21 protein-coding genes are annotated in these 25,277 nt (G+C 68.9%); 13 read left to right on the top strand and 8 right to left on the bottom strand.

The window, feature by feature from the left end; translation table 11 throughout:
• Window positions 1-170 precede the first annotated feature (170 nt).
• The gene (locus tag BHD05_RS12030) at window positions 171-2,117 is read left to right on the top strand and encodes an HNH endonuclease signature motif containing protein (protein WP_161886645.1); all 1,947 of its coding nucleotides are present in this window, start codon (window positions 171-173) and stop codon (window positions 2,115-2,117) included.
• Between the two features lie 211 nt (window positions 2,118-2,328).
• Here BHD05_RS12030 and BHD05_RS12025 read toward each other — a convergent pair whose 3' ends face one another.
• Window positions 2,329-3,336 carry an NAD(P)-dependent alcohol dehydrogenase gene (locus tag BHD05_RS12025; RefSeq protein WP_202614211.1) on the bottom strand — a complete coding sequence of 336 codons (1,008 nt, stop codon included), beginning with the start codon at window positions 3,334-3,336 and terminating at the stop codon, window positions 2,329-2,331.
• Window positions 3,337-3,478: 142 nt separating this feature from the next.
• Between BHD05_RS12025 and BHD05_RS12020 the strand changes: the two genes are divergently transcribed.
• From BHD05_RS12020 to BHD05_RS12005, 4 genes are all read left to right on the top strand, one after another.
• Window positions 3,479-3,997 (top strand): hypothetical protein, encoded by a 519-nt coding sequence (locus tag BHD05_RS12020; RefSeq protein ID WP_161886643.1) that lies wholly within the window; start codon window positions 3,479-3,481, stop codon window positions 3,995-3,997.
• A 72-nt stretch (window positions 3,998-4,069) separates the two neighbouring features.
• On the top strand, window positions 4,070-5,266 hold the full coding sequence (locus BHD05_RS12015) for a LolA family protein (RefSeq protein ID WP_236966524.1): 1,197 nt from the start codon (window positions 4,070-4,072) through the stop codon (window positions 5,264-5,266).
• A 56-nt stretch (window positions 5,267-5,322) separates the two neighbouring features.
• Window positions 5,323-6,282 carry an ABC transporter ATP-binding protein gene (locus BHD05_RS12010; protein WP_161887517.1) on the top strand — a complete coding sequence of 320 codons (960 nt, stop codon included), beginning with the start codon at window positions 5,323-5,325 and terminating at the stop codon, window positions 6,280-6,282.
• Window positions 6,269-7,141 (top strand): ABC transporter permease, encoded by an 873-nt coding sequence (locus BHD05_RS12005; RefSeq protein WP_161886642.1) that lies wholly within the window; start codon window positions 6,269-6,271, stop codon window positions 7,139-7,141. Before BHD05_RS12010 ends, BHD05_RS12005 begins: the two co-directional genes overlap by 14 nt.
• A 23-nt stretch (window positions 7,142-7,164) precedes the next feature.
• Here BHD05_RS12005 and BHD05_RS12000 read toward each other — a convergent pair whose 3' ends face one another.
• The 3 genes from BHD05_RS12000 to BHD05_RS11990 all read right to left on the bottom strand — a co-directional run bounded on the left by BHD05_RS12000 (window position 7,165) and on the right by BHD05_RS11990 (window position 10,486).
• On the bottom strand, window positions 7,165-8,808 hold the full coding sequence (locus tag BHD05_RS12000) for a cation:proton antiporter (RefSeq protein WP_202614210.1): 1,644 nt from the start codon (window positions 8,806-8,808) through the stop codon (window positions 7,165-7,167).
• Window positions 8,809-8,810: 2 nt separating this feature from the next.
• Window positions 8,811-9,323, bottom strand: coding sequence for a cation:proton antiporter regulatory subunit (locus BHD05_RS11995; protein WP_161886640.1), 513 nt, complete (start codon window positions 9,321-9,323; stop codon window positions 8,811-8,813).
• Between the two features lie 215 nt (window positions 9,324-9,538).
• A complete protein-coding gene (locus BHD05_RS11990; RefSeq protein ID WP_202614209.1) occupies window positions 9,539-10,486 on the bottom strand; it encodes a 1-phosphofructokinase family hexose kinase in 948 nt (315 codons plus the stop codon).
• Between the two features lie 244 nt (window positions 10,487-10,730).
• On the opposite strand from BHD05_RS11990, the gene ligD reads away from it, so the two are divergent.
• Together ligD and BHD05_RS11980 are read left to right on the top strand one after the other, a co-directional pair.
• On the top strand, window positions 10,731-11,762 hold the full coding sequence (ligD, locus tag BHD05_RS11985; protein ID WP_161886639.1) for a non-homologous end-joining DNA ligase: 1,032 nt from the start codon (window positions 10,731-10,733) through the stop codon (window positions 11,760-11,762).
• Window positions 11,759-11,941 (top strand): ATP-binding cassette domain-containing protein, encoded by a 183-nt coding sequence (locus BHD05_RS11980; protein ID WP_161886638.1) that lies wholly within the window; start codon window positions 11,759-11,761, stop codon window positions 11,939-11,941. Before ligD ends, BHD05_RS11980 begins: the two co-directional genes overlap by 4 nt.
• A 68-nt stretch (window positions 11,942-12,009) precedes the next feature.
• Here BHD05_RS11980 and BHD05_RS11975 read toward each other — a convergent pair whose 3' ends face one another.
• On the bottom strand, window positions 12,010-12,753 hold the full coding sequence (locus BHD05_RS11975) for a GAF and ANTAR domain-containing protein (RefSeq protein ID WP_161886637.1): 744 nt from the start codon (window positions 12,751-12,753) through the stop codon (window positions 12,010-12,012).
• 43 nt (window positions 12,754-12,796) lie between these two features.
• The gene (locus BHD05_RS11970) at window positions 12,797-13,429 is read right to left on the bottom strand and encodes a GAF and ANTAR domain-containing protein (RefSeq protein WP_161886636.1); all 633 of its coding nucleotides are present in this window, start codon (window positions 13,427-13,429) and stop codon (window positions 12,797-12,799) included.
• Window positions 13,430-13,677: 248 nt separating this feature from the next.
• Between BHD05_RS11970 and malQ the strand changes: the two genes are divergently transcribed.
• From malQ to BHD05_RS11955, 3 genes are all read left to right on the top strand, one after another.
• Window positions 13,678-15,840 carry a 4-alpha-glucanotransferase gene (gene malQ / locus BHD05_RS11965; protein WP_161886635.1) on the top strand — a complete coding sequence of 721 codons (2,163 nt, stop codon included), beginning with the start codon at window positions 13,678-13,680 and terminating at the stop codon, window positions 15,838-15,840.
• 101 nt (window positions 15,841-15,941) lie between these two features.
• Window positions 15,942-16,646 (top strand): spermidine synthase, encoded by a 705-nt coding sequence (locus BHD05_RS11960; RefSeq protein WP_161886634.1) that lies wholly within the window; start codon window positions 15,942-15,944, stop codon window positions 16,644-16,646.
• Between the two features lie 63 nt (window positions 16,647-16,709).
• Window positions 16,710-16,931: a phospholipase D-like domain-containing protein gene (locus BHD05_RS11955; protein WP_161886633.1), complete on the top strand. Its 222-nt coding sequence runs from the start codon at window positions 16,710-16,712 to the stop codon at window positions 16,929-16,931.
• A gap of 2 nt (window positions 16,932-16,933) precedes the next feature.
• Here BHD05_RS11955 and BHD05_RS11950 read toward each other — a convergent pair whose 3' ends face one another.
• Complete coding sequence (locus tag BHD05_RS11950) at window positions 16,934-17,623, bottom strand: NAD(P)H-hydrate epimerase (RefSeq protein WP_161886632.1); 690 nt, start codon at window positions 17,621-17,623, stop codon at window positions 16,934-16,936.
• A 140-nt stretch (window positions 17,624-17,763) separates the two neighbouring features.
• Between BHD05_RS11950 and BHD05_RS11945 the strand changes: the two genes are divergently transcribed.
• From BHD05_RS11945 to BHD05_RS11935, 3 genes are read left to right on the top strand one after another with little or no spacing between them, the layout of a single operon-like run.
• Entirely contained in the window at window positions 17,764-18,786 is a 1,023-nt protein-coding gene (locus BHD05_RS11945) for a 3-oxoacyl-ACP synthase III (protein WP_161886631.1), read from the top strand.
• Between the two features lie 8 nt (window positions 18,787-18,794).
• On the top strand, window positions 18,795-21,527 hold the full coding sequence (locus BHD05_RS11940) for an alpha/beta fold hydrolase (RefSeq protein WP_161886630.1): 2,733 nt from the start codon (window positions 18,795-18,797) through the stop codon (window positions 21,525-21,527).
• A complete protein-coding gene (locus BHD05_RS11935; protein WP_161886629.1) occupies window positions 21,524-22,501 on the top strand; it encodes an NAD-dependent epimerase/dehydratase family protein in 978 nt (325 codons plus the stop codon). Before BHD05_RS11940 ends, BHD05_RS11935 begins: the two co-directional genes overlap by 4 nt.
• A 19-nt stretch (window positions 22,502-22,520) precedes the next feature.
• Here the strand turns inward: BHD05_RS11935 and BHD05_RS11930 are convergent, their stop codons facing one another.
• The gene (locus tag BHD05_RS11930; RefSeq protein ID WP_161886628.1) at window positions 22,521-25,217 is read right to left on the bottom strand and encodes a cation-translocating P-type ATPase; all 2,697 of its coding nucleotides are present in this window, start codon (window positions 25,215-25,217) and stop codon (window positions 22,521-22,523) included.
• Between the last annotated feature and the right edge of the window lie 60 nt (window positions 25,218-25,277).

Raw genomic sequence — 25,277 nt, 5'->3', positions numbered from 1 at the left:
AGTTTTCCGCGGCTTTCGCGGGGGTGGCGGGAATGTCGGTGGTATGTCGGTGGTGGGGTGTGGGCTGTGGTCATGAACGGAATCCGGGTGTCGGTGTGGGGCTTGTGGCTCGGCGCGCACGGTCCGGTTTGGGCGTGTCGAGTGTCGGTGGGTGGGTATTCACTATGGGTATGAGCAGCTATCGGTGGACGGCGGAGGAGCAGGCGGAGCTTGCTGAGTCGATGCTGCAGTTCAATATCGAGGCGGATGCGGAGATGGCGGCGCGTGGGTACCGGCCGGGGGTTGGTTTGCCGTTTGAGGGGATGCCGGCGGGGTTGTTCCCGCATGATCCGGATTTGGATGACCCGCGCTGGGCTGATGAGGACGATTACCCGGGCGTCCCCGACTGCCCCGGCCAGGCCGGCCAGCCCGGCGGGGCCAGCCAGGCCAGCCAGCCCGGCCAGCCCGGCCAGGCCGGCCAGGCCGGCCAGCCCGGCCAGGCCGGCCAGGCCGGCGAGGCCGTCCAGGCCGGTGCTGGGCTTGATGGTGGTCGTGGGTATCCGTTTGGGGTCGCGGCGGGGCCGGGTGGGGCGGGTGAGGCGATGGGGCGGCTGATCGATGCGTTGGAGCGGGTGGAGCAGGGTATTGCGGGGCTGATGGGTGATCGGGCGGTGTTGTTCGAGCAGGCCCTCGTGCTGGCCGAGGCGGGCACGGAGCGCACGAGGGCGGGCAGCCGGCAGTTGGCGTTGCGGAGTGTGCGGGCGGAGCTGGGGGCGGCGTTGCGGATCCCGGAGCGCACCATCGACGCTCTGCTGGGGGTCGGTCGCAGTCTGGTCCATGAACTCCCGGCCACCCTCGAGGCTCTGCGGGGAGGGTTGATCAGTTACCGGCATGCGCAGGTCATGGTCGATCAGACCGCAGGTCTGCCTGCTGCTGCTCGGGTGGTGTTGGAGGGGCAGGCTCTGCCCTATGCGAGACGGTTGACGGCGTCGAAGTTTACGCAGAAGGCGCGGGTTCTGCGGGAGTTGCTGGATCCGGACTCGATCACACAGCGCCATGCGCGGGCGCGGGAGGACCGGGAGGTGCGTCTGGACCCGCAGCAGAATGGTCTGGCGTTGCTGTCGCAGCTGCTCCCGGCACCGGAGGCTGTCGCGATCTTCACCCGCCTCACCGACGCGGCGATAGCCCTGCAGGGGCCGCTGGAGGTGCGTACTCTGGCGCAGTTGCGTGCCGACATCTTCAGCGACGTCATGCTCGACAGCACCACCACGACGGCCGGAGATGACAGCGGCAACGTCGACCGCAACGTCGACCGCAACGACACCGGCAACGGCAACGGCAGCGGCAACGGCAGCGGCAGCGGCAACGGCAGCGGCAGCGGCAGCGGCAGCGGCGGTGACGGCCCGCTGGGCATGGTGTCCCGCCGCACCCGGCGTGGGGTAGCTCGCCGGAACCGGGCGGTCCGGGTCGCGCTGATGCGCGCTGGCCGGAGGGTCGGCTGGGGGCGGTCCGGGATCCGCGGGAGGGGGTCGCTGCGGGACCGGTACTTCGACACCCGACCGAGGCTCAGCGTCACGGTGCCTGCTCTCGTGCTCCTCGGAATGAGCGAGGAGCCCGGGTCCCTCGACGGGTACGGGCCGATCGATCCGAACACGGCGAGGCTGCTCGCCGCCGGCGCGCCGGGCATGATCCGCCTCCTCACCCACCCCGAGACCGGAGCAATCCTCTCCGTCGGCAGGGACCGGTACCGGGTACCCACCGATTTGCGCAACTTCCTACGGGTACGCGATGAGACCTGCCGCTTCCCGGGCTGCAGCAGGCAAGCGGAACAATGCGACATCGACCACACCCTGCAATGGCAACACCAACATCCGACCGCCCACTACAACCTTGCCCATTTATGCCCGAAACATCACACCATCAAAGACGAAACCAACTGGGCAGTCGCCCACACGCGCGATGGCACCGGCGCCCTGGAATGGACCTCCCCCGCGGGGCGGAAACACATCACCGAACCGGCAACCATCATCACCAGCGGACTACACGACAACCTCCAACGCGCCCTCCATACCGCCGCGCGCGACCAGGAAGCGGACGAGGGAGCACACGCCGAGGACGAGGACCCGCCACCGTTCTAAGACGCCCGGCAGCCCGGCTTCGACACGGTCACTCCGCGACCTCCTCAACCGGCGGTCGCGGGCTACGGCACGGTCGCTGCTCGACCTCCCCAACGGGCAGATCCACGGTCGCTGCGCGACCTGCTCAACCGGCAGGCTCACGGTCCTCGCCCTGCTCGACCCTCAGCTCGGCGCGGCCGACTCCGCACAACGGTCGGGGCGGTCTCGGCTGTCACATCGTGACGACGATCCGCCCTCTCGCCGCACCCTGCTCGAGGTAGCGGATCGCGTCGGCCGCCTCCTCCAACGGGAACGCGCGATCGATGACGAGGGTTATCGCCCCGGCCTCCGCCATCCCTTTGAGCACTCCCAGCGGATCCTCGGTCGTGCTCACTGCCCGGGGGTTGACCCTCTGGCTGACGAACAGGCGAGCCACGAGAAGAGAGACGAATTTGCCGATGCTGCCGATCCACCGTCGCCCCTGGCGGCCGAAATCGTCGTGCCCGATGAGCACGTAGGCGCCCTTCATGGTCAGCGCCCGGCGGATCTCGTAAAGCGAGTGGTTTCCCGGAATGTCAACGATGAGGTCATAGCGCGTGGCACGGAGGGTGAAGTCCTCGCGAGTGTAATCGATAACGTCGTGCGCGCCGAGTGCCCTAAGCGCGTCCAACTTCGCAGTGCTGTCCACCGCGGTGACCCGTGCTCCGAACGCGACCGCGATCTGCACGACGAGGCTGCCGACCCCTCCGCCAGCGCCGTTGACCAGAACACTTTGCCCCTCCCGAACCTGCCCCTCGTCGCGCACGCTGCGCAGGGCGATCATGCCCGCGGTCGGCACCGCGGCGGCCTGCTCGAACGTGACGTTCGCCGGCTTGATCCTCAGGGCAGCCGCGGGCACCGACGCGTACTCGGCGTAGGCGCCGCCGTTCGTCCACTGGTGTGTCGTGAGGGTCTCCCCGAAAACCTCGTCGCCCGGTGAGAACTCCGTCACGTCGAGTCCGACTGATTCCACCGTTCCCGCGAGGTCGGTTCCCGGCACGCGGTTCTTGGGCCTCCGCAGCCCGGAGCCCATGAGGCGCAGGACGGACGGACGTCCGAAAACGACGTGCCAGACATCCGGATGCACCGATGCGGCACGCACCCGCACGAGCACTCCATCCGGGGCCACGCGCGGCATTTCGACGTCGCTGAATCGCAGAGAATTGGGCCCTCCGTAGCCCTCCTGCACGATTGCTTTCACGCGCCCCAAATTACTTTCGAGTGGCGTATAGACGCGAGGCATATTCCGAACTTATGATGACTTCGGCATCGCTGATGTCCTCGCAGTTTTTGTCCATTTGGGGCTCTCCCACGGACCGGTTAGAAAGCACGATGTGACCGGGATGGACACCACTGAGCTGATCATCAATGTGCTGGGATTCGTCGCGACGCTGTTCGCCATTTTCATGTGGGTTCCGCAGGCGCGCATCACCTGGCAGAACAGAAACAATGCCCAGAAGCTCGCCGGGGTGTCCGAGACGACACAGTGGTTGTCGGCGGCCAGCTACCTGCTCTGGGGATTCTTTGGCGCGCTGAGTGGGTCGTTTTGGGTGATGGCGCCGAGCCTGATCAGCTTCCCTCTCTCGGTCGCCACGATCGTGGTCGTGCGCCGCGGAAGGCGCCTGCCACCGCTCACCAAGTCCATCCCGATCATCCCGATGACGACGGGGTCGATCTCGGTGATCACCACGACCGCGCCGCTGCCGATCGTCGCCGCGGTGACGGCGCCGATCCCGATCATGTCCTCCGGCCCTACGTCATCCTCCGGCCCTGCGGCATCCTCCGGCCCTGCGGCATCCGTCGGCACCTCTGGGGCGCCGGGGGAGTACACCGCCACCGGGCCGATTCCAGTGCTCGCCTAGCACCTCATATTCACCGCCCGGTCGACGGCCCGTGCCGGGGAAACGCCCAGTTCCGAGGCTTAGAGTCGGACCATGAATCCGCATGGAACCAAGTCGATGTTCGTGTCGCGTAATTCGCTCAAGTGGCTTCCCGCCGTGGTTGTTCCGGCGGTCGTCGTCGCGGGCGTCATCGCCCTGCCCCTGCAGGCCGGAGCGGCGGTAGACCTGCCCGACAAGACGCCGGAGCAGGTGCTGCTCATGGTCAGCGACAGCACCGTCACTTCGTTCTCCGGAACCGTCGAGAAGACGGCCGACCTCGGGCTGCCGAACATGGAGCTGAGCGCCGGACTTTCGCCCGGCATGGTCGACCAAATGTCCGAGTCGATTCCTGAGGGCATGGAAGACTTCGTGCCCGGCGCCGCAACCACCGGAGCCCTCACCTCCGCACTCGAACTGTTCAGCGGCTCGCAAACCGCGCGCGTCTACGTGGACGGCCCGACCAACGTCCGGGTCCAGATCAAGGATCCGCTCGACGAGCGCAACATCGTCAGCAACGGCACCGATGCCTGGCTCTACGACTCGCAGACCAACACGGCGACGCACGCGGAGATCCCTGCAGATCTCGAGGCGACGGTCGAGGAGAAGCTCGCTGCCCTCCAGGTGCTCGCCCCGGCTGACCTGTCGACGCCCGCGCAGGTCGCCGACCGCTTCCTCGCCGAGATCGACCCGAGCACGACCGTCTCGGTCGGCGCCGACGGTGAGGTCGCCGGACGCCCCGTGTACGAGCTCGTCCTGACACCGAAGACCACCGATACCCTCGTCGAGACGGTCGCGATCTCGGTCGACTCCGAAACCGGGATGCCGCTCCAGCTCGTCGTGCGGGCCGTAGGCCAGGAGGCCCCGGCCTTCGAAGTCGGCTTCACCTCGATCGACTTCTCCGCGCCCTCCGCCGACCTGTTCGAGTTCACGCCGCCCGCCGGTGCGACTGTAGAGGAGCAGGAAATCCCGTCGATAAAGGACGCGACGGATGCGCGCGGCGAGTTCGGCGAGCTCATGGGCGCATCGCCCGTCGTCACGGGTGAGGCGTGGAGCTCGATCGTCGAGATCGTGGCCGAGTCCGTTCCAACCGAGCTGAGCGACAACCCGCTCGTCGCGGAACTCGCGACCGAGGTCGAGGGTGGACGACTGCTGTCGACCTCGCTCGTCAACGTGTTGCTCACCACCGACGGCCGCGTCCTCGCGGGATCCGTCCCGGTGGAGCAGTTGCAAGCCGCCGCCGCAGCGCAGTGACGCAGGCTAGCCCGGTCGCGCCGGCACCCGAGGTCGGGAGCCGCGCGGCCGGAGGTCTGCCGGTCGGGGCACTCGCGATCGAGACCGTGGGGCTGACCAAGCGGTTCGGCCAGCAGGTCGCGGTCAACGGAATAAACCTCGCCGTGCCGAGCGGTGCAGTGTTCGGTTTTCTCGGGCCCAACGGCTCGGGTAAGACCACGAGCATCCGGATGCTGCTGGGACTCACCCAGGCAACCAGTGGTGAGATTCGCGTGCTCGGCGAGAGCATGCCCGTCCGGCTGCACGAGGTGCTCCCGCGCGTTGGCGCCCTCGTCGAGGGGCCCGCGTTCTACCCGTTCCTCTCCGGCGACGCGAACCTGCGCCGGCTCGACACCGCCGACCCGCACGCCTCGCGGCGCACCCGCAGCACCCGCGTCGCATCCGCCCTCGAGCGGGTGGGTCTCAGCCACGCCGCGGGCAAGAAGGTCGGCGCGTACTCGCTAGGCATGAAGCAGCGTCTCGGCATCGCGAATGCGCTGCTGCAGCCGCGCGACCTGCTCGTGCTGGACGAGCCGACCAACGGGCTCGACCCGCAAGGCACGCGAGAAGTGCGCAGCCTCGTGCGCTCGCTCGCCGCCGAGGGAACCACGGTGTTCGTCTCGAGCCACCTGCTCGCCGAGGTCGAGCAGATGTGCACCCACGCGGCCGTCATGAGCGCCGGCAACATCGTTGCCCAGGGCACCCTGACCCAACTCCGCGAAGTGGGCGAGACGCGCGTGCGCGTGCGGACCCCGGATGCCGGCACAGCCGAGCGAGTGCTGGCCGGGCTCGGGCTCGCTCCGGTGACCTCCCTTCCCGGTGAGGGCGAGGACCCGTGGGTGAGTGCGCCTCTCGTGGGAGGGGCGGCCGAGCCGGAGCTGATCGTGAACGCGCTCGTCTCCGCCGGAGTTCGCATCCGCGGATTCTCGATCGAAGAGCCGAGCCTGGAAGAGAGATTCGTGGCACTGACAGGGGAGGGCTTCGATGTCGTCCAGTAGTCTCGCGGTGAAGCCCGCCCGCGGTACTGGCGCCCGCAGAGGCCTCGGTCTGGACCTGCTCGGATCGGAGCTGTCCGTGCTGTTCCGTCGACGCCGCACCTGGGCGATGCTGGTCGCGGTCGCGCTGATCCCGATCCTGCTCGCTGTCGCGGTGCGCCTCTCGTCGGAGGCCCTCGCACCCGGGGAGGGCCCGCCCTTCCTCGACAGGGTGACGCAGAACGGGCTCTTCACTGGCTTCACTGCCATGGTTGTCGCGATTCCACTGTTCCTTCCGCTGACGATCGGGGTCGTCGCGGGCGACACGATCGCAGGCGAGGCCGGCCAGGGAACACTGCGCTACCTGCTCGTCGCTCCGGCCGGTCGGGTGCGGCTGCTGCTGGTCAAGTACATCGGCGCTGCGGCTTTCTCCCTCGTCGCGACGCTCACGCTTATGCTCGCCGGCATCCTGATCGGGGTCGCACTCTTCCCGGTCGGGCCGGTGACGCTGCTCTCCGGGGACGTCATCAGCGTGCCGGAATCGTTGCTGCGGTCGCTGCTCGTGGCAAGCTACGTAACCGTCTCGCTGCTCGGCCTCTCGGCGATCGGCCTGTTCATCTCGACACTCACCGACGTGCCGGTCGGCGCCATGGCTGCGACGATCGTCGTGTCGGTCGTCGCCCAGATCCTCGACGTGCTGCCTCAGCTGTCCTGGCTGCACCCGTGGCTGTTCAGCCACTACTGGCTGGGATTCGCCGAGCTTCTCAGCCAGCCGCTCGACTTCACATCGTTCGGCGCCAACGCACTCGTGCAGGCCGCCTACATCGCGGTGTTCGGGGCGCTCGCCTACAGCCGGTTCGCCACGAAGGACATCCTGTCCTGACGCGGTTCCCACGCTGACCGGAGTCACAGCGCCCTGAGCGCGGCGATGGCATCGTCTGCGGCGTCATCGAAGGGCTCGAGAACGAGGTTGACGACCTTCTCGTCGATCTCCCGGCTGAACGCTCCCGCCTCCGCCTCGCTGTGGGCAGTCACCGCCACCGGGGCGGTTGCGCCATGCCGACGGAGAGATGTGGCGAGAATCTTGTTGACCTCGACGTTCGGGATGGTGCTAACGATCCACTTAGCGGAACCCAGCGGCAGGATATCGGGAAACTCGCCGTTGCTCGCGTCCCCGTAAACCAGCGCCACGCGATCCGCCAGCGCCGGGTTGTCCAGGCTGATCTCGGCGTAGGGATCCCAATCGACCACCAGCACCGAGTAGCCGAGGGTGGCGAACTCCTCGATCAGGCGCCTGCCGAACCGCCCGTGCCCGAAGACGATCACGTCGTACGCTTTCGGCTCGGGGACCGAAACGTTGATTGTGCGGCGGCGCTCGAAGATGCCGAGGAACGGCTCGAGCACGGCGAACAGCGGTTTCGAGTACAGGATCATGTAGGTGGATGCGCCGATCGTGATCATGCCGACGAGCGTGACAAGCCCGACGGTATCGTTATCGACGTGGCCGAGGTCTCGGCCGAGGGCGACGAGGATCAGCGAGAACTCGCTGATCTGTGCGACGGCCAGACCGGCGAGGAATGAGACGCGTTTGGGGTACCCCATCACCCCCATGATCGCGAGGACGATCAGCGGGTTACCGATCAGGACGAACGCGGAGAAGGCGAGTGCGGCGGGCACCTGCGCGCCGATCGAGGAGAAGTCGAGTTGAGCGCCGAGCTCGATGAAGAAGAACAGCAGGAGGAAATCGCGAAGCCCCGCTAGAGATGACGCGATCGACTCCCGGAATCGTGTCGACGCGAGCGCGAAGCCGGCAAGGAACGCGCCCACCTCGACCGAGAAGCCCAGATAGTCGGTGAGAGCGGCCACCGCGACAGCCCAGGCAATGCAACACACGATTAGTAGCTCCTGCGAGCTGGCGACGAGCCGGAGGAGGCGGGGGAGCACCCACCGCATCGCGACAGCCAGGCCACCGATGAGGGCAACTGCCGCGAGCAGGACGGCGGCGATTTGCTCCCAGAGGGGACCGTCGCGCTCGCTGCCGAAGCTGGAGAGGGCGATCATCACCACGATGACGACGATGTCCTGCACGATCAGGAAGCCCAGGGCGATCCTGCCGTGGAGTTCGTCGAGCTCCCGCTTGTCGGACAACAGCTTCACGATAATGATCGTCGAGGAGAAGGTCAGAGCCACGGCCACATAGGCGGCCAGAACCACGGGCATTCCGAACAGCAGTGCGAGGCCGAAGCCGACGAGTGAGGTGAACAGCACCTGGCCGAGCCCGGTGACCAGTGCCACCCGGCCGATCGATTTGACTAACCGGATATCGAGCTTGAGCCCGACCAGGAAGAGGAGGATCGCGATGCCGATCTCGGCCAACAGCTCGAGGGTGCCAGCCTCCTCCACCCAGCCCAGGAGGGAGGGGCCGACGATCACCCCCACGACGATGAAGGCGACGATGAGCGGTTGACGCGCGCGGTGCGCGATAAATGCGACGATGGCGGCCACAGCGAGCACGGCCGCCATCGTGGCGAAGCTGTCGAGACCGGCCACCGTCAGCCGTTCAGGTATCGGACGAGGCGGGCCAATGCGCCGGGCCGCCCGACTAGAACCAGCCGGTCGCCGACCGTGCATCGTCGCTCGACGTCCCCCTCGAGGAGCTCCTCGGTGTCGTCACGAATCACCGCGAGAACTTGGGCCTGGTCGGGCTCGGGCGCCTCGATTTGCCGCAGCGTCTTTCCCACCGCGGGCGACGACGCCCGGAGCTTCACGGTTGACGGACCCGCGGTATCCGCTGCGTCGGTGCCCTCGTGGGTGCGAACCACGAACTTCACACCGGAGATGAGAGAGGAGAGGGTGATCGCCTCGGCCTTGCTCAGTCGGAGATTCACCACGGGGGTGTCGGCGTCGGGAGGGAGAACGGCAAGATGGCTGTCGCTCGAGTCCGACTGGGTGAAGATCTCTAGCACCGTGCCGCCGGAGAGTGTCAGCTCAAAGAACCTGGCGGAGCCGGGCAGCGGATGCTCGCGAACGTGCACCTCTTCGAGATCCGGGTCGAATGCTGTCACGGTCCACTCCTGTGTTCGCGTTCACGAGCGAGGTGCACTTTCAACCTAGGTGAGTCCGCCAGTGAGCACCAGATGGCATACGAATGTTTGGCGCGAGGGCCTGTGTCCAGATGCACTGCTCTGCCCCTGCGGTCCGGAAGGGTGTCGGCCTGATTTTCGCCGACTTCTGGGGCGGCTACGACACCTCGACGACTTCATCGAGAGTCCCCGGGTAGCTACAACCAGACCTTGCTCGCCCCGAGCTCCGCCTCGAGCCGCTCGACGTCGTCACGGTGGCAGAGCTCGGTCGCGGGTGTCATCGCGGTCGCTGAGCCCGCGGCAACGGCGGCACGGAAGGCGGTATCCGGCCCATGCTCCTGCGCGAGGCGCAGCACGAACGCGGCCAGGAAGCTGTCGCCCGCACCCACTGTGCTCTGCACCCGGACCTGCGGCACCTGCAGGCGCATCACGCCGTCTTTCGACGCAAGCACCGCCCCCGATCCGCCGAGGGTCAGGGCGACGAACTCGGCGGCGCCCTCCGCGACGAGCGCGGAGGCCGCGTCGATCTGGCTCTCCTCCGTGTCGAGGGACCTGCCCAAGTGTGTGGAGAGCTCCCGTCGGCTCGGCTTGACGAGGAAAACGCCCTCGGCAAGGGCCTCGGCGAGTGAGGGGCCGGATGCATCGACGATGCAGTGCGCCTCGTGCTGGCGGGCCATGCGTGCCACGCGTGCGTAAAAATCGTCGGGCACCCCCGGCGGCAAGCTGCCACTCGCGACGACGAAGCCGCCGATCGGGAGCCACTGCTCGAGAACGTCCAGACATGCCTGCCACTCCGGCTCGGTCAGCTCTGGCCCCTCGAGCACGAACCGGAACTGCTTGGCCGTCGACGTCTCGTCGACGGTGAAGCTCTCGCGGGTGCTCCCGGCGATGGGAACGGCGAGCGTCGGCACCCGCTCGGCCTCGATCAGTTGCCGGAAGGCGCCGCCCGTCGCACCGCCGGCGGTGTAGATCGCGAGCGCCTGCCCGCCGAGCCGGCGCACCACCCGCGCGACATTGACGCCGCCGCCGCCCGGGTCTATGCGGGTCGTGCCGCAGCGCATTTTGTGCTCGCTCACCACCTTGTCGGTCGAAGTGCTCACATCGAGCGCGGAGTTCATGGTCAGAGTCACGATCGGCCGCATCATGGCCTTAGCGTAGGCCGCGCTGGCGGCCTTCGCGCGAGCAGGCCGTTTCGTTGCAGGCCAACGCCAACGCCAACTCCACCGAAGCGGAAGAGTTCTCCCCGTCGGCCCGAGCGGGACACCACCACCAGGCATAGCTCGAGACGCCCGGCGGTGTCGTCGTGACACTCACCATCGCGCCGGTCCGCCGCGGAGGCGGACGTCGTGCGGGGCTGACGCGGAGGCCGCGCACGGATAGCGTGTGGGCATGGCACGCGACGCCGAAACGCTCAGGGTCCCCGGACCGCACGGCGACCGCGACGTGCGCATCTCGAGTCCTTCCCGCATCCTCTGGCCCGAGGGCGGTATCACCAAGCTCGACCTCGCGAGATACATCGTCGACGTGGGCGAGGCGTTCGTCGCGGCGAATGGTGATCGGCCGCTCTCGCTGCAGCGGTTCCCGGGCGGAATCGACGGGGAGCAGTTCTTCTCGAAGAACCCGCCCAGGGGGGCACCGGAGTATGTGCGCGAGGTGATGGTCGTCTACCCGAGCGGGAGGACGCATCCACAGCTCGTGATCGACGAGCCCGCCGCCGCGGTCTGGGCGGTGCAGATGAATACTGTCGTGTTCCATCCGTGGGCGTCGCGGGCTGGCAACACCGACAATCCCGACCAATTGCGCATCGATCTCGACCCGCAGCCGGCGACCGACTTCGACGATGCGATCCCGGTCGCGCTCGAGCTGCGCGCGGTGCTCGCCGAGGCAGGGCTCACCGCCTTCGTCAAGACATCCGGCAACCGCGGGCTGCACGTGTTCGCGCCCATCGAGCCCGTGCGTGAGTTCCTTGATGTGCGTCATGCGGTGATCGCCGCGTCCCGCGAGCTCGAGCGGCGGATGCCGAAGAAGGTCACCACCGCGTGGTGGAAGGAGGAGAGAGGAGCCCGCGTCTTCGCTGACTTCAACCAGGCCAATCGTGATCGAACGATGGCGGGCGCATACAGCCCGAGGCCGCTCGGACACGCCCCCGTGTCGTGTCCGCTCGAGTGGGATGAGCTTGAGGGTGCCGATCCGACCCGGTTCACGGTGCTGACGGTGCCGGAGAGGCTTCGCGAGACGGGTGATCCGTGGGCCCGGTTTCAGGAGGCCCCCGGCCAGATCGACAAGCTGCTGGGCTGGTGGCAACGTGATCTGGATGCTGGCCTCGGCGAGCTGCCGTTCCCGCCCGACTACCCGAAGATGCCGGGGGAGCCGCCACGCGTGCAGCCCAGCCGGGCACGCAAGGAAGGTGCGACGCCATGATCGCAGTCGAAGTCGACGGTCCGCGAAAGAGCTACGGCGCGGTCGCGGTGGTCGACGACCTCTCCTTCACCATCGAGCAGGGCGAGATCTTCGCACTGCTCGGCCCGAACGGGGCGGGAAAGACCACACCACGGTGGAGATCCTCGAGGGGCATCGCCGCGCGGATGCGGGCACGGTGAGAGTGCCCTGCTTCGATCCGCAGACCGGCGGTCGGGAGGGGTTCGCCGACGCAGCGCGCCTCGCCGGGCTATTTCGGGACGCCCGCTCCCACGAGGTCGTCGACCCCGATGCTGCGGTCGATGACGCCGGAGGCGACGATACGCAGCGTCACCCGGTGCTCGCGCGCGTAGGTTCGCAGGGATCCGAACGACTCGTCCATCGTCATCGGCGTGCTTTCGAAGAGCACGCCCTTCGCCTGCTCCACGAGGATCCTCGTGTCGAGCGCATACCGCAGCTGCTCGGAGACGACCTCCTTCTCCCGCGTGCTCCGCTCATGCAGGATCCCGATCGACGCGACATCGGCGAGCGCCTGCGCGACGACGATGTCGGCAGGGTTGAGCTCTCCCACCCGGGTGCTGAACAGGTTCATCGCCCCGAGGACCCGGCCGCGCAGCCGGAGCGGGGTCGAGTGCACCGACTTGAACCCATGCTTCAGCGCCTCGTCGCGGAAGGCGGGCCACCGCGACCCCGACGCCTCGATGTCGCCGACGGTCACAGTCGTGCCCGAGGCGAAGGCGTCGACGCACGGACCCGCGCCCGCGGTGAGCTGCATGATCTCGACGAGGCTCGCCTCCTCGCTGGTGGACGCGACCAGATGCAGGTCGCCAGCCGGATCGAGAAGCATGATTCCGCCGGCTTCGGTGTCGAGGATCGTGGCGCACTCCTCGACGAGCGTATGCAGGAGGTCGACGACGTCGAAGTCGGCGGTGAGGGTGTCGGCGAGCTTCACGAACGCTGCGCTCAGCTGTGCCTCTCTGGACGCGTTACTCATCTCTTGCTCTTTCTTCTGGTGCACGGTGTGCGGTAGTGGACAGTCATTCCGGAAGTGTTTCGAAGTTCAGCTGGCGGGACACGACGTCGTGGGCGACATCGTGCACGCTGCGCTCGCTCCCGAAGGCGTGGGCGAACAGGCGGGAGTAGGCGATCGTGGCGGTTGTCTCGAGCTGGACCACGATCATCCCGGTTGCCTGGTGAATCTCGCGCCTCATCGCGGGGGCTGCCGACGATTCCGGCGCCCCGTGCTCGCCCGCCGCAGCGAGAGCATGCCGGACCGCGACGCTCGCGATCGCGGAGGCCGCCGCGGTCGCCGTCGCCAGCTCCTGGTCGGTGAGGCTTCCGGGGATGCTGCGGTAGAGGCCCACCGCCCCGACGGTGACGGCGCCCAGAACGAGTGGGATCGCGAACAGTGCCGCAACGTCGAGCTCGCGCAGGGCCATCCCGAAGACGGGCCAGCGCGCGTGCGACGACTCGGCGACATCGTCGATCAGCACAACAGCGCCCGTGCGCGTGGCCTCCCGCTGCGGTCCCTCCCCGAGCTCAAACTGCAGCTCGTCGAGGCGGGCGGCGACGGGGTCGCTCGAGCAGAGACTCGACTGGCGTCCTGAGGCGTCGGATACGGAGATGAACGCACCCGTGATCGGCAGTGCCGTGAGGAAGGGAACCAGCATATCGAAGGCACTGCCGGGGGCTGAAAGGCCAGCAGATTTCCCGGTTCGTGCGGGCATCACGACCACCGACACGGAACACCGATATTCGGCGGGGGCGAAGGGTGCATTACGGAGTCCTCTCCTGCAATTTTTCTGCCGGAGACTGGGACAGTGCGCAAATACTACCGCATGTTGTCCACCGTGGTGGCCCAAATCCAGCAGTGCGGAAGCCGACGATCGCGGTTGCAGTGCGCCAATAGAGTGGGGCGATGGCGCCAGATCAGACCGAGGAATTGCTCGACGAGCTCGTGGAGCTGGCGGAAGCCGCCGGGGTTGACACGTCGTTCTGGGGCGGTGCCCGCGACCGCGTGCCCGTCGACGCGCTGCGCGCGGTGCTCTCGGCGCTCGGCGTCGTGGCCGGGACCGCCGACGAGGTGCGCCGCTCCCGCGCTGAGCTCGAGCTTGCGCCGTGGCGGCGCCTGCTCCCACCCGTTGTCGTCGTGCGCGAGGCGACGGAGTCAGACGTGCCGGTGCACGCGGCCCACGGCTCACTCGTCGCCGTCTGGATCATCGCCGAGGACGGCTCACGGCACGAGGTGCCTGAGCGGGACGGTGCGCGCGAAGTACGCGTCGTCGACGGCGTGCGCACCGCGAAGACGGCGTTCGCGGTGCCGACGCACCTTCCCCTCGGCTGGCACACGCTGCACGCCGAGATCGGGGGGCGCACGGCACAGTGCTCCCTTGTGGTCACGCCGGGGCGGCTCACCAGTGCGCCCCCCTCCCCGGCCGGCTCCGGCTGGGGCCTGATGGCGCAGCTCTACTCGGTGCGGTCGTCGCGCTCGTGGGGGATCGGCGACTATGCCGACCTGGCCGATCTCGCGTCGCTCTCCGGCGCCCAGTACGGCGCCGACTTCGTGCTCGTGAACCCGCTGCACGCGTCGGAGCCGAAGCCCCCCGTCGAGCCGTCGCCGTATCTGCCGGCGAGCCGGCGGTTCTTCCATCCGCTCTACATCCGGGTCGAGGATGTAGCCGAGTACGCCTACCTCGACCACCAGTCGCGCACCGTTGTCGAGGGACTCGCAGCCCAGCGCCATCCGGCAAATCTCGATGCCGACGTGCTGGACCGCGACAGCACCTACGCCGCGAAGCTCGCCGCCCTCGAGGCCGTCTATGCGGTGCGGCCCTCCCCGGCCCGCGCCCACCAGTTCGCCGCCTTCCGGCAGACCCAGGGGCAGGGCCTCGAGGACTTCGCGCTCTGGTGCGCGCTCGCAGAGCAGCTGCCGTCGGACGCCCCTGAATGGGCGATCGAGCCGCGCGGCCCCCATGGTCTCCTCGCGTCGGAGCGGCGTGCCGGCCTCGCCGACAGGATCGACTTCCACTGCTGGCTCCAGTGGCTGTGCGACCAGCAGCTGGGGGCGGCGCAGCGGGCGGCGACCGACGCGGGAATGGGCATCGGCATCGTGCACGACCTCGCGGTCGGGGTGCACGACCACGGATCGGATGCCTGGACGCTCGCGCACGTGCTCGCGCAGGGAGTGACCGTGGGCGCCCCACCCGACATGTTCAACTCCCAGGGCCAGAACTGGCTACAGCCGCCGTGGCATCCCGCCCGGCTCGCGGAGACCGGCTACGCCGCGTACCGCGACATGCTCCGAAGCATCCTGCGCCATGCCGGCGGCATCCGGGTCGACCACGTGCTCGGACTCTTCCGCCTCTGGTGGATCCCGGCCGGCGCGGGCGCCGGCGAGGGCGTGTATGTGAAGTACGACCACGAGGCGCTGATCGGGATCCTTGCGCTCGAGGCGCAGCTCGCCGGGGCGACGGTCGTCGGGGAGGATCTCGGCGTGTTCGAACCGTGGGTGCGCGTGTACCTGGCCGAGCGGGGGATCCTCGGCACCTCGATCCTGTGGTTCGAGCGCATCGACGGGGTGCCCGTCGCCCCGGAGGCGTATCGCCGGGACTGCCTGACGAGCGTGAACACCCACGATCTGCCGCCAACAGCAGGGTTCCTCGCCGGCGATCATGTGTCGCTGCGGGAGTCGCTCGGTCTGCTGGGTCGCCCGGTGGAAGAAGAGAGGCGGGCCGACGCCGCGGAGCAGGAGTCCGTGCTCGAACTCGTCCGAGAGAGGGGCCTGCTCGAGCAGCCGGGGCAGCCGTCGGTGCAGCCGTCGGTGCAGCCGTCGGTGCAGCCGTCGGTGCAGGCAACGGTCGAGGCGCTCTATGCCTTCACCGCGCTGACCCCGTCGTCGCTGCTCGGTGTCGCCCTGGTCGATGCCGTCGGCGAGCGGCGCACGCAGAATCAGCCGGGCACGGTCGACGAGTACCCCAACTGGCGGGTGCCACTCGCCGATCAGGACGGCGTCGCTGTGCTGATCGACGACCTGCCGACCAACGCCAGGTTCGCCTCGCTGGTCAGGGCGACAGGGCGATAGGGCGATAGGGCGATAGGGCGCTGAGCGACCGCCGGGCCACCCCTGAACGGTGTCGCGCCGCTGGTAGGTTGACAGCAGAGCGGGAGAGGCCGGGGCAGACTATGAGCGCACGATTCGCCGAGCTGGCATGGCAGCAGACGCCGATGGGCGAGATCAGCCTGCGCCGCCGCCGCGATCCGGTGCTTGAAACCGATGTCTTCGAGGTGAAGCTCGGCGATGAGTTTCTCATGTCGAGCCTGTTCACGGTCGCCGAGATCGAACTCGCGACTCTCGGGCTCGCAGCGGTCGACGGCGAGAATCTGCGGGTGATGGTCGGCGGTCTCGGTCTCGGCTACACGGCGCGTGCGGCGCTCGAGGACACCCGCGTCGCCTCCGTCGTCGTGGTCGAGGCGCTGGATCCCGTGATCGACTGGCACCAGCGCGGCCTGCTCCCGGTATCGGGCGAGCTCGTCGGCGACGCGCGGACCTCTCTGGTGCACGACGACTTCTTCGCACGAATGCGGGCCGTCCCGGAGCCGGACCGGCGATACGACGCGATCCTCGTCGACATCGACCACTCGCCCCGCCACCTCCTCAGCTCTACCCATTCCGACTTCTACACGGCCGACGGGCTGCGCCGCGTCGCGCGCCACCTCGCCCCGGGAGGCGCCTTCGCGCTGTGGTCCGACGACCCGCCGGACGTCGAATTCGAAGCTGTTCTCTCCGGCGTGTTCGCGTCGTGCGCATCGCATGTGGTCACCTTCCCCAACCCGCTCACGGGCGGATCGTCGGCCAACAGCGTGTACGTCGCCACCGCGCCACGGTAGCGCCGTCGCGATTTCCCCGTCGCTCCGGCGCCGAGCGGCCCGAGCTTCGAGAACGACGACGACGTGGCGGTGATCGGATCGAGCAACATGGACGTGCGCTCCTTCAGCATCAACATGGAAGTCTCGGTGCTCGTGCACGGCCGGGATTTCGTCGACAGAATGCGTCTCGTCGAAGACGACTACCGGGCGAACAGGGTGCCGCTCGTGTTCGACGCTTGGCTCAACCGTCCGGTGCGGCAGAAGGTGTGGGGCAACCTGGCGCGGCTCACCTCGTCGCTGCAGTGAGGCTACTGTCGCACAAGCGGCTCCATCCGGGTGAGATCGGGGCCGAGCCCGATGTCGACGAGGCGCACCGACCCGGCCAGGCCGCTCGCCGGTTCGAGCAGCAGGCCCGCCTTGCAGCCACCGAATGTCACGGTCACATCGGCGGGCAGCACGAGAGGATCGGGCACGGTGCCGTCGTCAGGGTTGATTCCGCTCGGCAGGTCGACGGCCACGACCGCGGGTCCCCGCGGGGCGAGCACGATCGGCAGGATGGCCTCGACGATGGTGCGCGCGGGGCCGCGCAGGGCGGGGCTCGCGGCTGCGCCGGTGCCGAGGATGCCGTCGACGACCACGTCGGCCCCCGTGACCACTGCCATGGCACTCTCGATTTCGACGACGTGCTGAAGCACCGCCCCCGCCGCGAGCGCCGCAGCGAGTCCGTCGCGGTGGACGGAGTCCGCGGTCGGCACGATCGCCACCTCGACTCCCTCGGCCGCGAGCTCAGCCCCCGCGAAGAGGGCATCGCCGCCGTTGTTGCCGGACCCCACGAGTAGGACGACCCGGGCCTGTGGGCGGGGTTCCGGCCGGGATCGCAGCACCGAACGGATCTCCTGGGCGAGGCCGTGCGCGGCCAGGGCCATCAGCGGTTCGCCCGCCAGAAGGTGCGGGGCCTCCGCGTCACGGATCTGGGCCGCCGAGTATCCGTGCATCATCTCGCCCACTATTCCAGCTGGGAGGCGGCGCGCGAAAGGGGGCATCGTTAGGCGTGTGGCGGGAATGATCAGCGAGTGTGGGGCAGACTTATAAACTGGGCGTTTGATCGCGTCCGCCTGCAAGGCGATAGGGAGACCCGTTGGACGGAAACGCAACCACGACGCATCGGAACGTGGCGCTGCTGTCGGTGGCAAGCAGGATCGCCCCACGAATCACGACGTCGGAGGATATCGACGCCCGCCTGGCGCCAGCGCTCAAGCGGCTGCGCCTGCCCCGGGGACTGCTACAGCGAGTCGCCGGTGTTCACGAACGCCGCAACTGGAATGAAGGCCAGCGGTTCGACGATGAGGCGATCTCGGCGGGAAAGCGAGCGCTCAGCGAGGCGGGAATCGATCCGAGCCAGGTGGGCCTGCTCATCAATACCTCGGTGACCCGCAAGCACCTTGAGCCCTCGGTCGCCGTGCGCATCCACCACGGCCTCGGGCTGCCGTCGTCGGCGATCAACTTCGATATCGCCAACGCCTGCCTGGGTTTCGTGAATGGGATGAGCCTCGCCGCAGGACTCATCGACTCCGGCCAGATCAAGTACGCGATCGTCATCGACGGTGAGGATGCCGACGAGATTCAGACCAACACCATCGAACGGCTCATCAACTCAGATCTCGCCCGCAGCGATTTCATGAGCGAATTCGCGAGCCTCACCCTTGGCTCCGGTGCTGCTGCGGCCGTTCTCGGCCCGGCCGACGCGCACCCGGAGGGTCACCGCCTGCTCGGCGGCGTCACGAGGGCCGCGACCGAGTTCAACGATCTCTGCGTCGGCAGCGTCGACGGCATGTTCACGAACGCCAAGGCGCTGCTCAAGGGTGGCCTGGACCTGGTCTTCTCGGCCTGGAAAGAGGCCCAGCGCGATTGGAATTGGACGAGCATGGACCGGTACATCATCCACCAGGTCTCCGACGTGCACACCGACTCAATCATCAAGGCGACCGGCATGGATCGCGCGCGCGTGCCACTGACCTACCCCAGGTTCGGCAACGTCGGCCCCGCGTCGATCCCGATCACGCTCGCCGAGGAGTCCTCGAAGCTCGAGCGCGGCGACCGGGTGCTCCTCATGGGCGTCGGCTCCGGGCTCAACACCGCGATGATGGAACTCGCCTGGTGAGGTTCAGGATGCCGCCGGCCGCAACGGTCGCTGCCGGGGCATCGCTGCCGCCGGCCGACCTCGACGGGCTTCGCCCCGGCTTCTCCCGACTCGTCGAGGTTTCCGAGTCGGGCATACCTGGTGCGTCCCGCACGGGCATACCTGGTGCGTCCCGCACGTGGCACCTGCTGGACAACGCGGCGCAGCTCGCCGAGCTCGGAGTCGAGCCCATCGGCACCGTGCTCTGCGTTCATGGCAACCCGACCTGGTCGTACCTGTGGCGGGCGTTTGTCGCCGACGCGACGGATGCCGCGGCCCGCGGTGACGCGGCGTGGCGCGTCGTTGCCGTCGACCAGCTCGAGATGGGCTTCTCCGAGCGCACGGGAACCGTACGCACCCTCGAGCGCCGCGTGCGCGACCTCGGCGATCTCACCCGCGCGCTCGAATTAGATGGCCCGGTCGTCACCTTCGGCCACGACTGGGGCGGAGTGGTCTCGCTCGGATGGGCCGTCGACCACCCCGAACAGCTCGCGGGGGTCATGCTGCTGAACACCGCCGTGCACCAGAGAGAGGACGAGCCGATCCCGGCGCCGCTGCGCCTGGCCCTGCGACGCTCGATCCTGGGCCGCGCGACCGTGTCGACGCCCGCGTTCCTCGAGACGACCCTTGCGCTCGCGCATCCGCCCCTCTCGGCAGCCGTCAAGGCCGGCTACCGCGCCCCCTACCGGCACGCTGAGCTGCGGGGCGGGATCGGCGGATTCGTCGCCGACATCCCGGCCGACGCGGCCCACGAGAGCTTCGCCGAACTCGACCGAATCGCCAGTGGAATCCGCACCCTCGGCGTACCGAGCCTCCTGCTCTGGGGCCCCCGCGACCCGATCTTCGGCGACCGCTACCTCGACGACCTCCTCGAGCGCATGCCGCGCAGCGACGTCCACCGCTTCGAGGGGGCCGGCCACCTCATCGCCGAGGACGCAGACTATGCGCCCGCCGCGCTGGCCTGGCTGGGCGACCAGAGCTCCGATCGCGCAGCTCCCGCCCGGCCCGGCCGGGATGATCACTACCAGCCTCTCTGGCACTACCTCGACGAGCTGCGAGACAGCGACGACACCGCGCTCGTGGAGATGGCGCCGGGCGGGTCGGCAATGTCGGGCGCCGCTCAGAAGTCGGGCCCACGAGTGGTCAGCTGGCGGCTGCTCTCCCGCCGGGTTCGGGAGCTCGCCGCCGGCCTCGACCGCACCGGGGTGCGACGCGGCGACCGCGTCTCACTGCTGGTTCCACCCGGGGCCGACCTCACCGCCGTGCTCTACGCGTGCGTGCGCATCGGCGCGATCGTCGTCGTCGCGGATGCCGGTCTCGGCCTGCGCGGGCTGACCCGTGCCGTGCGCGGGGCGAGACCCGACCACGTCATTGGACAGTCCAAGGGGCTCACCGCCGCACTCGCCCTCGGCTGGCCGGGGCGGCGCATCTCGACGACGCGGCTTCCCGGCCCCGCGGGCCGCGCGCTCGGCGTCACCCACTGCCTGGCCGACCTCGTCGAGATCGGAGCGGCGTCGCTCGCCGCCGGCGCTGGCCTGCCGCCGGAACCGGGCTCGGACGATGTCGCTGCGGTGCTGTTCACGTCGGGGTCGACCGGCCCGGCGAAGGGCGTCGTCTACACGCATGCCCAGCTTTCCGGAATCCGCTTCGCCCTCGCCGGCCAGTACGGCGTCGGCCCGGGAACGGGCCTCGTCGCCGGATTCGCACCCTTCGCCCTGCTTGGCCCTGCCCTCGGCGCGCGCTCGGCCACCCCCGACATGGACGTCACGTCCCCGGGCACGCTCACCGCGACAGCGGTCGCCGACGCCGTCGCCGCGGTCGACGGAACCGTCGTCTTCCTCTCGCCCGCCGCGATCGCGAACGTCGTCGCGACGGAATCCGACCTCACCCCGGCGCACCGTGCCAGCCTTGCGGAGGTACACGAGTTCCTGTCCGCCGGCGCCCCCGTGTCCGAACCGCTGCTCGCCGCCGCGGCACGGCTCATGCCGGGCGCGGTCGCACATACCCCGTACGGCATGACTGAGGGCCTTCTGCTGACCGACACCACTCTGGACGGCATCCGGCACGCCGTCCGCGATTCTGCCGGCCGCGGCGAGGCGGACGCCGGGGGAGTGTGCGTCGGAACGCCGACGGCGACGACCGTGGTGCGGATCAGCGCGATCAACAGCCTCGGCGTCCCGACCGGGGAACCCTCACTGCAGCCGAACGTTACGGGCGAGATCGTCGTATCGGCGCCACACATCAAGAACGGCTACGACCGGCTGTGGATCACCGACCGCGCCTCGCGGCTCGGCACCGAGCCGGGCGAGCGGTGGCACCGTACCGGCGACGTCGGGCACCTTGACGACGCCGGCCGGTTGTGGGTCGAGGGGCGCCTGCCGCATGTTGTCGTGACCGCGAGCGGTGTCGTGACCCCCGTCGCCACCGAGCAGCGCATCGAGGGCATCGCGCCCGTCTCGCGCGCCGCGATCGTCGGGATCGGCCCGCGCGGCACGCAGCAGCTCGTTGCGATCGTCGAGACTATCGCCGGATCCCGACGGGTCTCGCTCGCCCCGGCCGAACTCGCGGCGGCCGTGCGCCTGGCCGCGGTCCTCCCGCTCGCGGCCGTGCTCGTCGTGCCGAAGCTTCCCACCGACATCCGGCACAATTCCAAGATCGACCGCACACGGCTTGCCGCTTGGGCCACCGTGGTGCTCTCGGGCGGGCCGATGCGCCAGCCATGAGAGTGCTCGTGACGGGTGCGAGCGGGCTGCTCGGGGGCGCGGTCGCGCGCGCCGTCGCCGCCGCGGGGCACGAGGTGCGCACGTTCCAGCGCCGTCCCTCCGGGATTCCCGGCATCGCTGATTCGCTTGGCTCGGTCACCGATCCGCCTGCTGTCGCCGACGCCGTGCGGGGGATGGATGCCGTCGTGCACCTCGCTGCGAAGGTCTCGCTCGCGGGGGACCCGGCCGAGTTCGAGCGGGCGAACGTTGGCGGCACCCGAAATATGCTCGCGGCGGCATCCGGGCTGGAATCCGGTGAGCCCGTGCGGTTCGTGCAGGTCTCGTCGCCGTCGGTGGCCCACTCCGGGGCGTCGATCATGGGAGACGGGGCGCTCCCGGCGGACCCGGGGGCGGCCCGCGGCGACTACGCGCGCACCAAGGCCGAGGCGGAGCTGCTCGCCCTCGCCGCCGACTCTGCGCGGCTGAGCGTCGTCGCCATCCGTCCGCACCTCGTCTGGGGCCCGGGCGACACGCAGCTCGTGCAGCGCATCGTCGACCGCGCGCGCTCCGGTCGGCTGCCGCTGCTCGGCCACGGGGCGGCGCTCATCGACACGATCTACGTCGACAACGCCGCGAGCGCGATCGTCGCCGCTCTCGAGCACGCCCCCGAGGTGCATGGCCGCTCCTATGTCGTCACGAACGGTGAGCCCCGGCCGGTCGCCGAGATGCTCGCGGGCATCTGCCGCGCGGCCGGCGTTACCCCGCCGAGGGTGCGGATTCCGGCATCCGTCGCCCGCACCGCCGGCTCGCTCATCGAGGCGATCTGGCGCGTGCGCCCGGGCCTGGACGAACCGCCGATGACCCGGTTTCTCGCCGAGCAGCTGTCGACCTCGCACTGGTTCGACCAGCGCGCCGTGCGAGCCGACCTGCGTTGGCAGCCCAGTGTGAGCATCGATGAGGGGCTGCGCCGGCTCGCGGAGTCGTACGCACGCTGAGCATGCTCGTCGGTGGCGGTCAGCGCCCATCCCGGCGGTGAGACCAGCGCCTCACGAACTTCTCACCCTCGACGATCACGAGCACCGTCGACCCGATGAGCGCGCAGGCGAGCCACTCCAGCGCCGTCAGCGGCGTGAGGCTCAGCAGGCTTGCCGACACCGACCAGTTCATCGCGACCCACTGCAGGCTCAGCGCACCCAATGACGACAACAGCAGGGGCTTGTTACGCAGCGGGTTCAGGCGGAACACCGACCGGTACTCCGCCCTCGAGCTCATCGCCTGGAAGAAGTTGAACAGCACGAAGGCGGTCAGGGCGAGGGTGCGCGCATGCTCGAGCTCCAGCCCGCTCCACAGCGCCCAGGCGAAGGTCAGCAGCACCCCGGTGGCCATCCAGGTGCCGGTGATGAGCATCCGGAACCACAGGGTTCGCGAGAGCACCCCTTCCGACCGGGGTCGGGGCCTGCGGGTCAGCTCGTCGCCCTCGGCCGGCTCGAGGGCGAGGGCGAGATCCTGCACGCCGTTCGTGACGAGGTTGATCCACAGCATCTGCACGGGGAGGAACAGCAGAGGCTGGTCGGCGAGCACGCTGAGCGCGACCGCGACGAATCCGCCAACTCCCGTGGAGAGGAGGAAGTAGGTCGCCTTGCGGATCGACGCGAACGTGACCCGTCCCTGCTCGACCGCGTGCACGATCGTGACGAAGTTGTCATCGGTGAGCACCAGATCCGCGGACTCCCGCGCCACATCGGTGCCGGACCGGCCCATCGCGACGCCGATCGCGGCGGCCTTGAGTGCCGGGGCGTCGTTCACCCCGTCGCCAGTCACCGCCACGACCTTGCCCATGCGCTGCAGGGCGCCGACGATGCGCAGCTTGTCCTTCGGTGTCACCCGCGCCGCGACGCTCGTCTCGTCCAAGCGGGCCGCAAGGGCATCGTCGTCGAGCTCGGCGAGCTCCGCCCCGGTGAGGGCGGGGGCATCCGTCGGCAGCCCGAGCCGTTCGGCGATCGCCATCGCCGTCGCGGGATGGTCGCCGGTGATCATCTTGATCGCGATGCCGGCCCGCTGGCAGTCGCCGATGGCTTCGACAACCCCGTGCCGCGGAGGGTCGGTCATGCCGGAGAGCCCGAGAAAGGTCAGACCCGACGGCTCGGGCAGGGGATCTCGGAGCTGCTCGTCGGGCGGCAGCACACGTGCCGCGGTCGCGATCACCCGCAGGCCTCTCGACGCCATCTCGTGGTTGGCGGCCTCGATAATGCCGCGGTCGAACGGACGTGTGCCGTGCGCGTCCGCGAGGTCCACCGACATCTCGACGAGTGCGTCGGGGGAGCCCTTCACGTAGAGCACCCGCCGGCCGGTGTAGTCCGTGCGGACGGTCTGGGAGTATCCGAGGTCCGGTTCGTAGGGCAGGTGCGCCTCCGGCTCCGCCCGGCGTTCGTCTTCGTCGACGGTCTCGTGCCGGACCGCAGCATGAGCCATCGCCGCGTCGACCGCGTCGCCGGAGAATGCGAGGTACTCCCCTTCATCGCGCGTGGCCTCGTTGGTGAGCGCGCCCGCGCGAAGCACATCTCGCACCAGCGGCGACTCGAGCGAGGGGTCGAACGGCTGGTCGCCGGTTGCCTGAACGGGTGGAAGGTCGTGGACCCCCTCGCTTGTCCAGATCTTTTCCACGGTGAGTTCGTTGCGGGTGAGCGTGCCCGTCTTGTCCGAGGCGATCACGTCGGTGGACCCCAGCGTCTCCACCGCGGGAAGAAAACGGATGACTGCTCCGCGCTTCGCCATCCGCGAGACCCCGACGCTCATCGCGACGGTGAGCACGATGGGGAGCCCCTCGGGGATGGATGCCACGGCGAGGGCCACTGAGGTGCGCAGCATGTCTGACGGGGAGTTGCCGAGCAGGAGGCCCACGATGAACACGACGGCCACACCGGTGAGGACGACGAGGCCGATTCGGCGCTCGAGGGCGTCGGTGAGTACCTGCATCGGGGTCTTCGCGGACGGTCCCTGAACGAGGCGGTTGATCTCGCCGAGCTCGGTGTGGTTGCCGGTGGCTACGACAACCCCACGGCCGCGCCCGGATGTGACGAAGGTGCCGCTGAAGAGGATGTTGCTGCGGTCGCTCGCCGTCGCGTCCCGCGGCACCGGGCGGGTGGACTTGGTGGCGGCAAGCGACTCGCCGGTGAGCATCGATTCGTCGACCTGAAGTGCGTTCGCCTCGAGTAGTCGCATGTCGGCGGGCACGCGTTCCCCGCTCTCGAGCAGCACGATGTCACCCGGCACGACGAGCGGGGCCGAGATCTCCTGCTCACGGCCGTCGCGCAGAAGCCGGCACGATGGGGTCGACAGCGACTGCAGCGCCCGCACGTCGGACTCCGCCTTGCGCTCCTGCCAGAATCCGAGCGCAGCGTTGATGCTGAGGATGAGAAAGATCGCGCCAGCGTCAACGAAGTGGCGCTGCACGAGGGTGACCAGACCCGCCACGAGCAGAATCGCAACCATCGGACTGATGAACTGGCGAAAAAGCACCCTCCACCAGGGTGTGGCGCCGACAAGATCCAGCTCATTGCGGCCGGTCTCGTCGAGCCTGCGGTCGGCCTCATCCGCGGTCAGCCCGGTCATGGAGGTCGAGAGTGCATCCAGCACGTCCTCGGAGTGGGATGCGTGCCAGACGGGAGCTGGGTCGGCTGAGGCCGCGCTACGCGGGGTCGATTCGGTCATGGAGTCCCTTCGGCGGGGAATGGCCGCTGTGACCATGGTAGTTTCCCACACCGGCTGACC

It is taken from the genome of Marisediminicola antarctica, assembly GCF_009930795.1.
GTDB lineage: Bacteria > Actinomycetota > Actinomycetes > Actinomycetales > Microbacteriaceae > Marisediminicola > Marisediminicola antarctica.
This window is presented reverse-complemented; position numbering and strand designations above follow the sequence as displayed.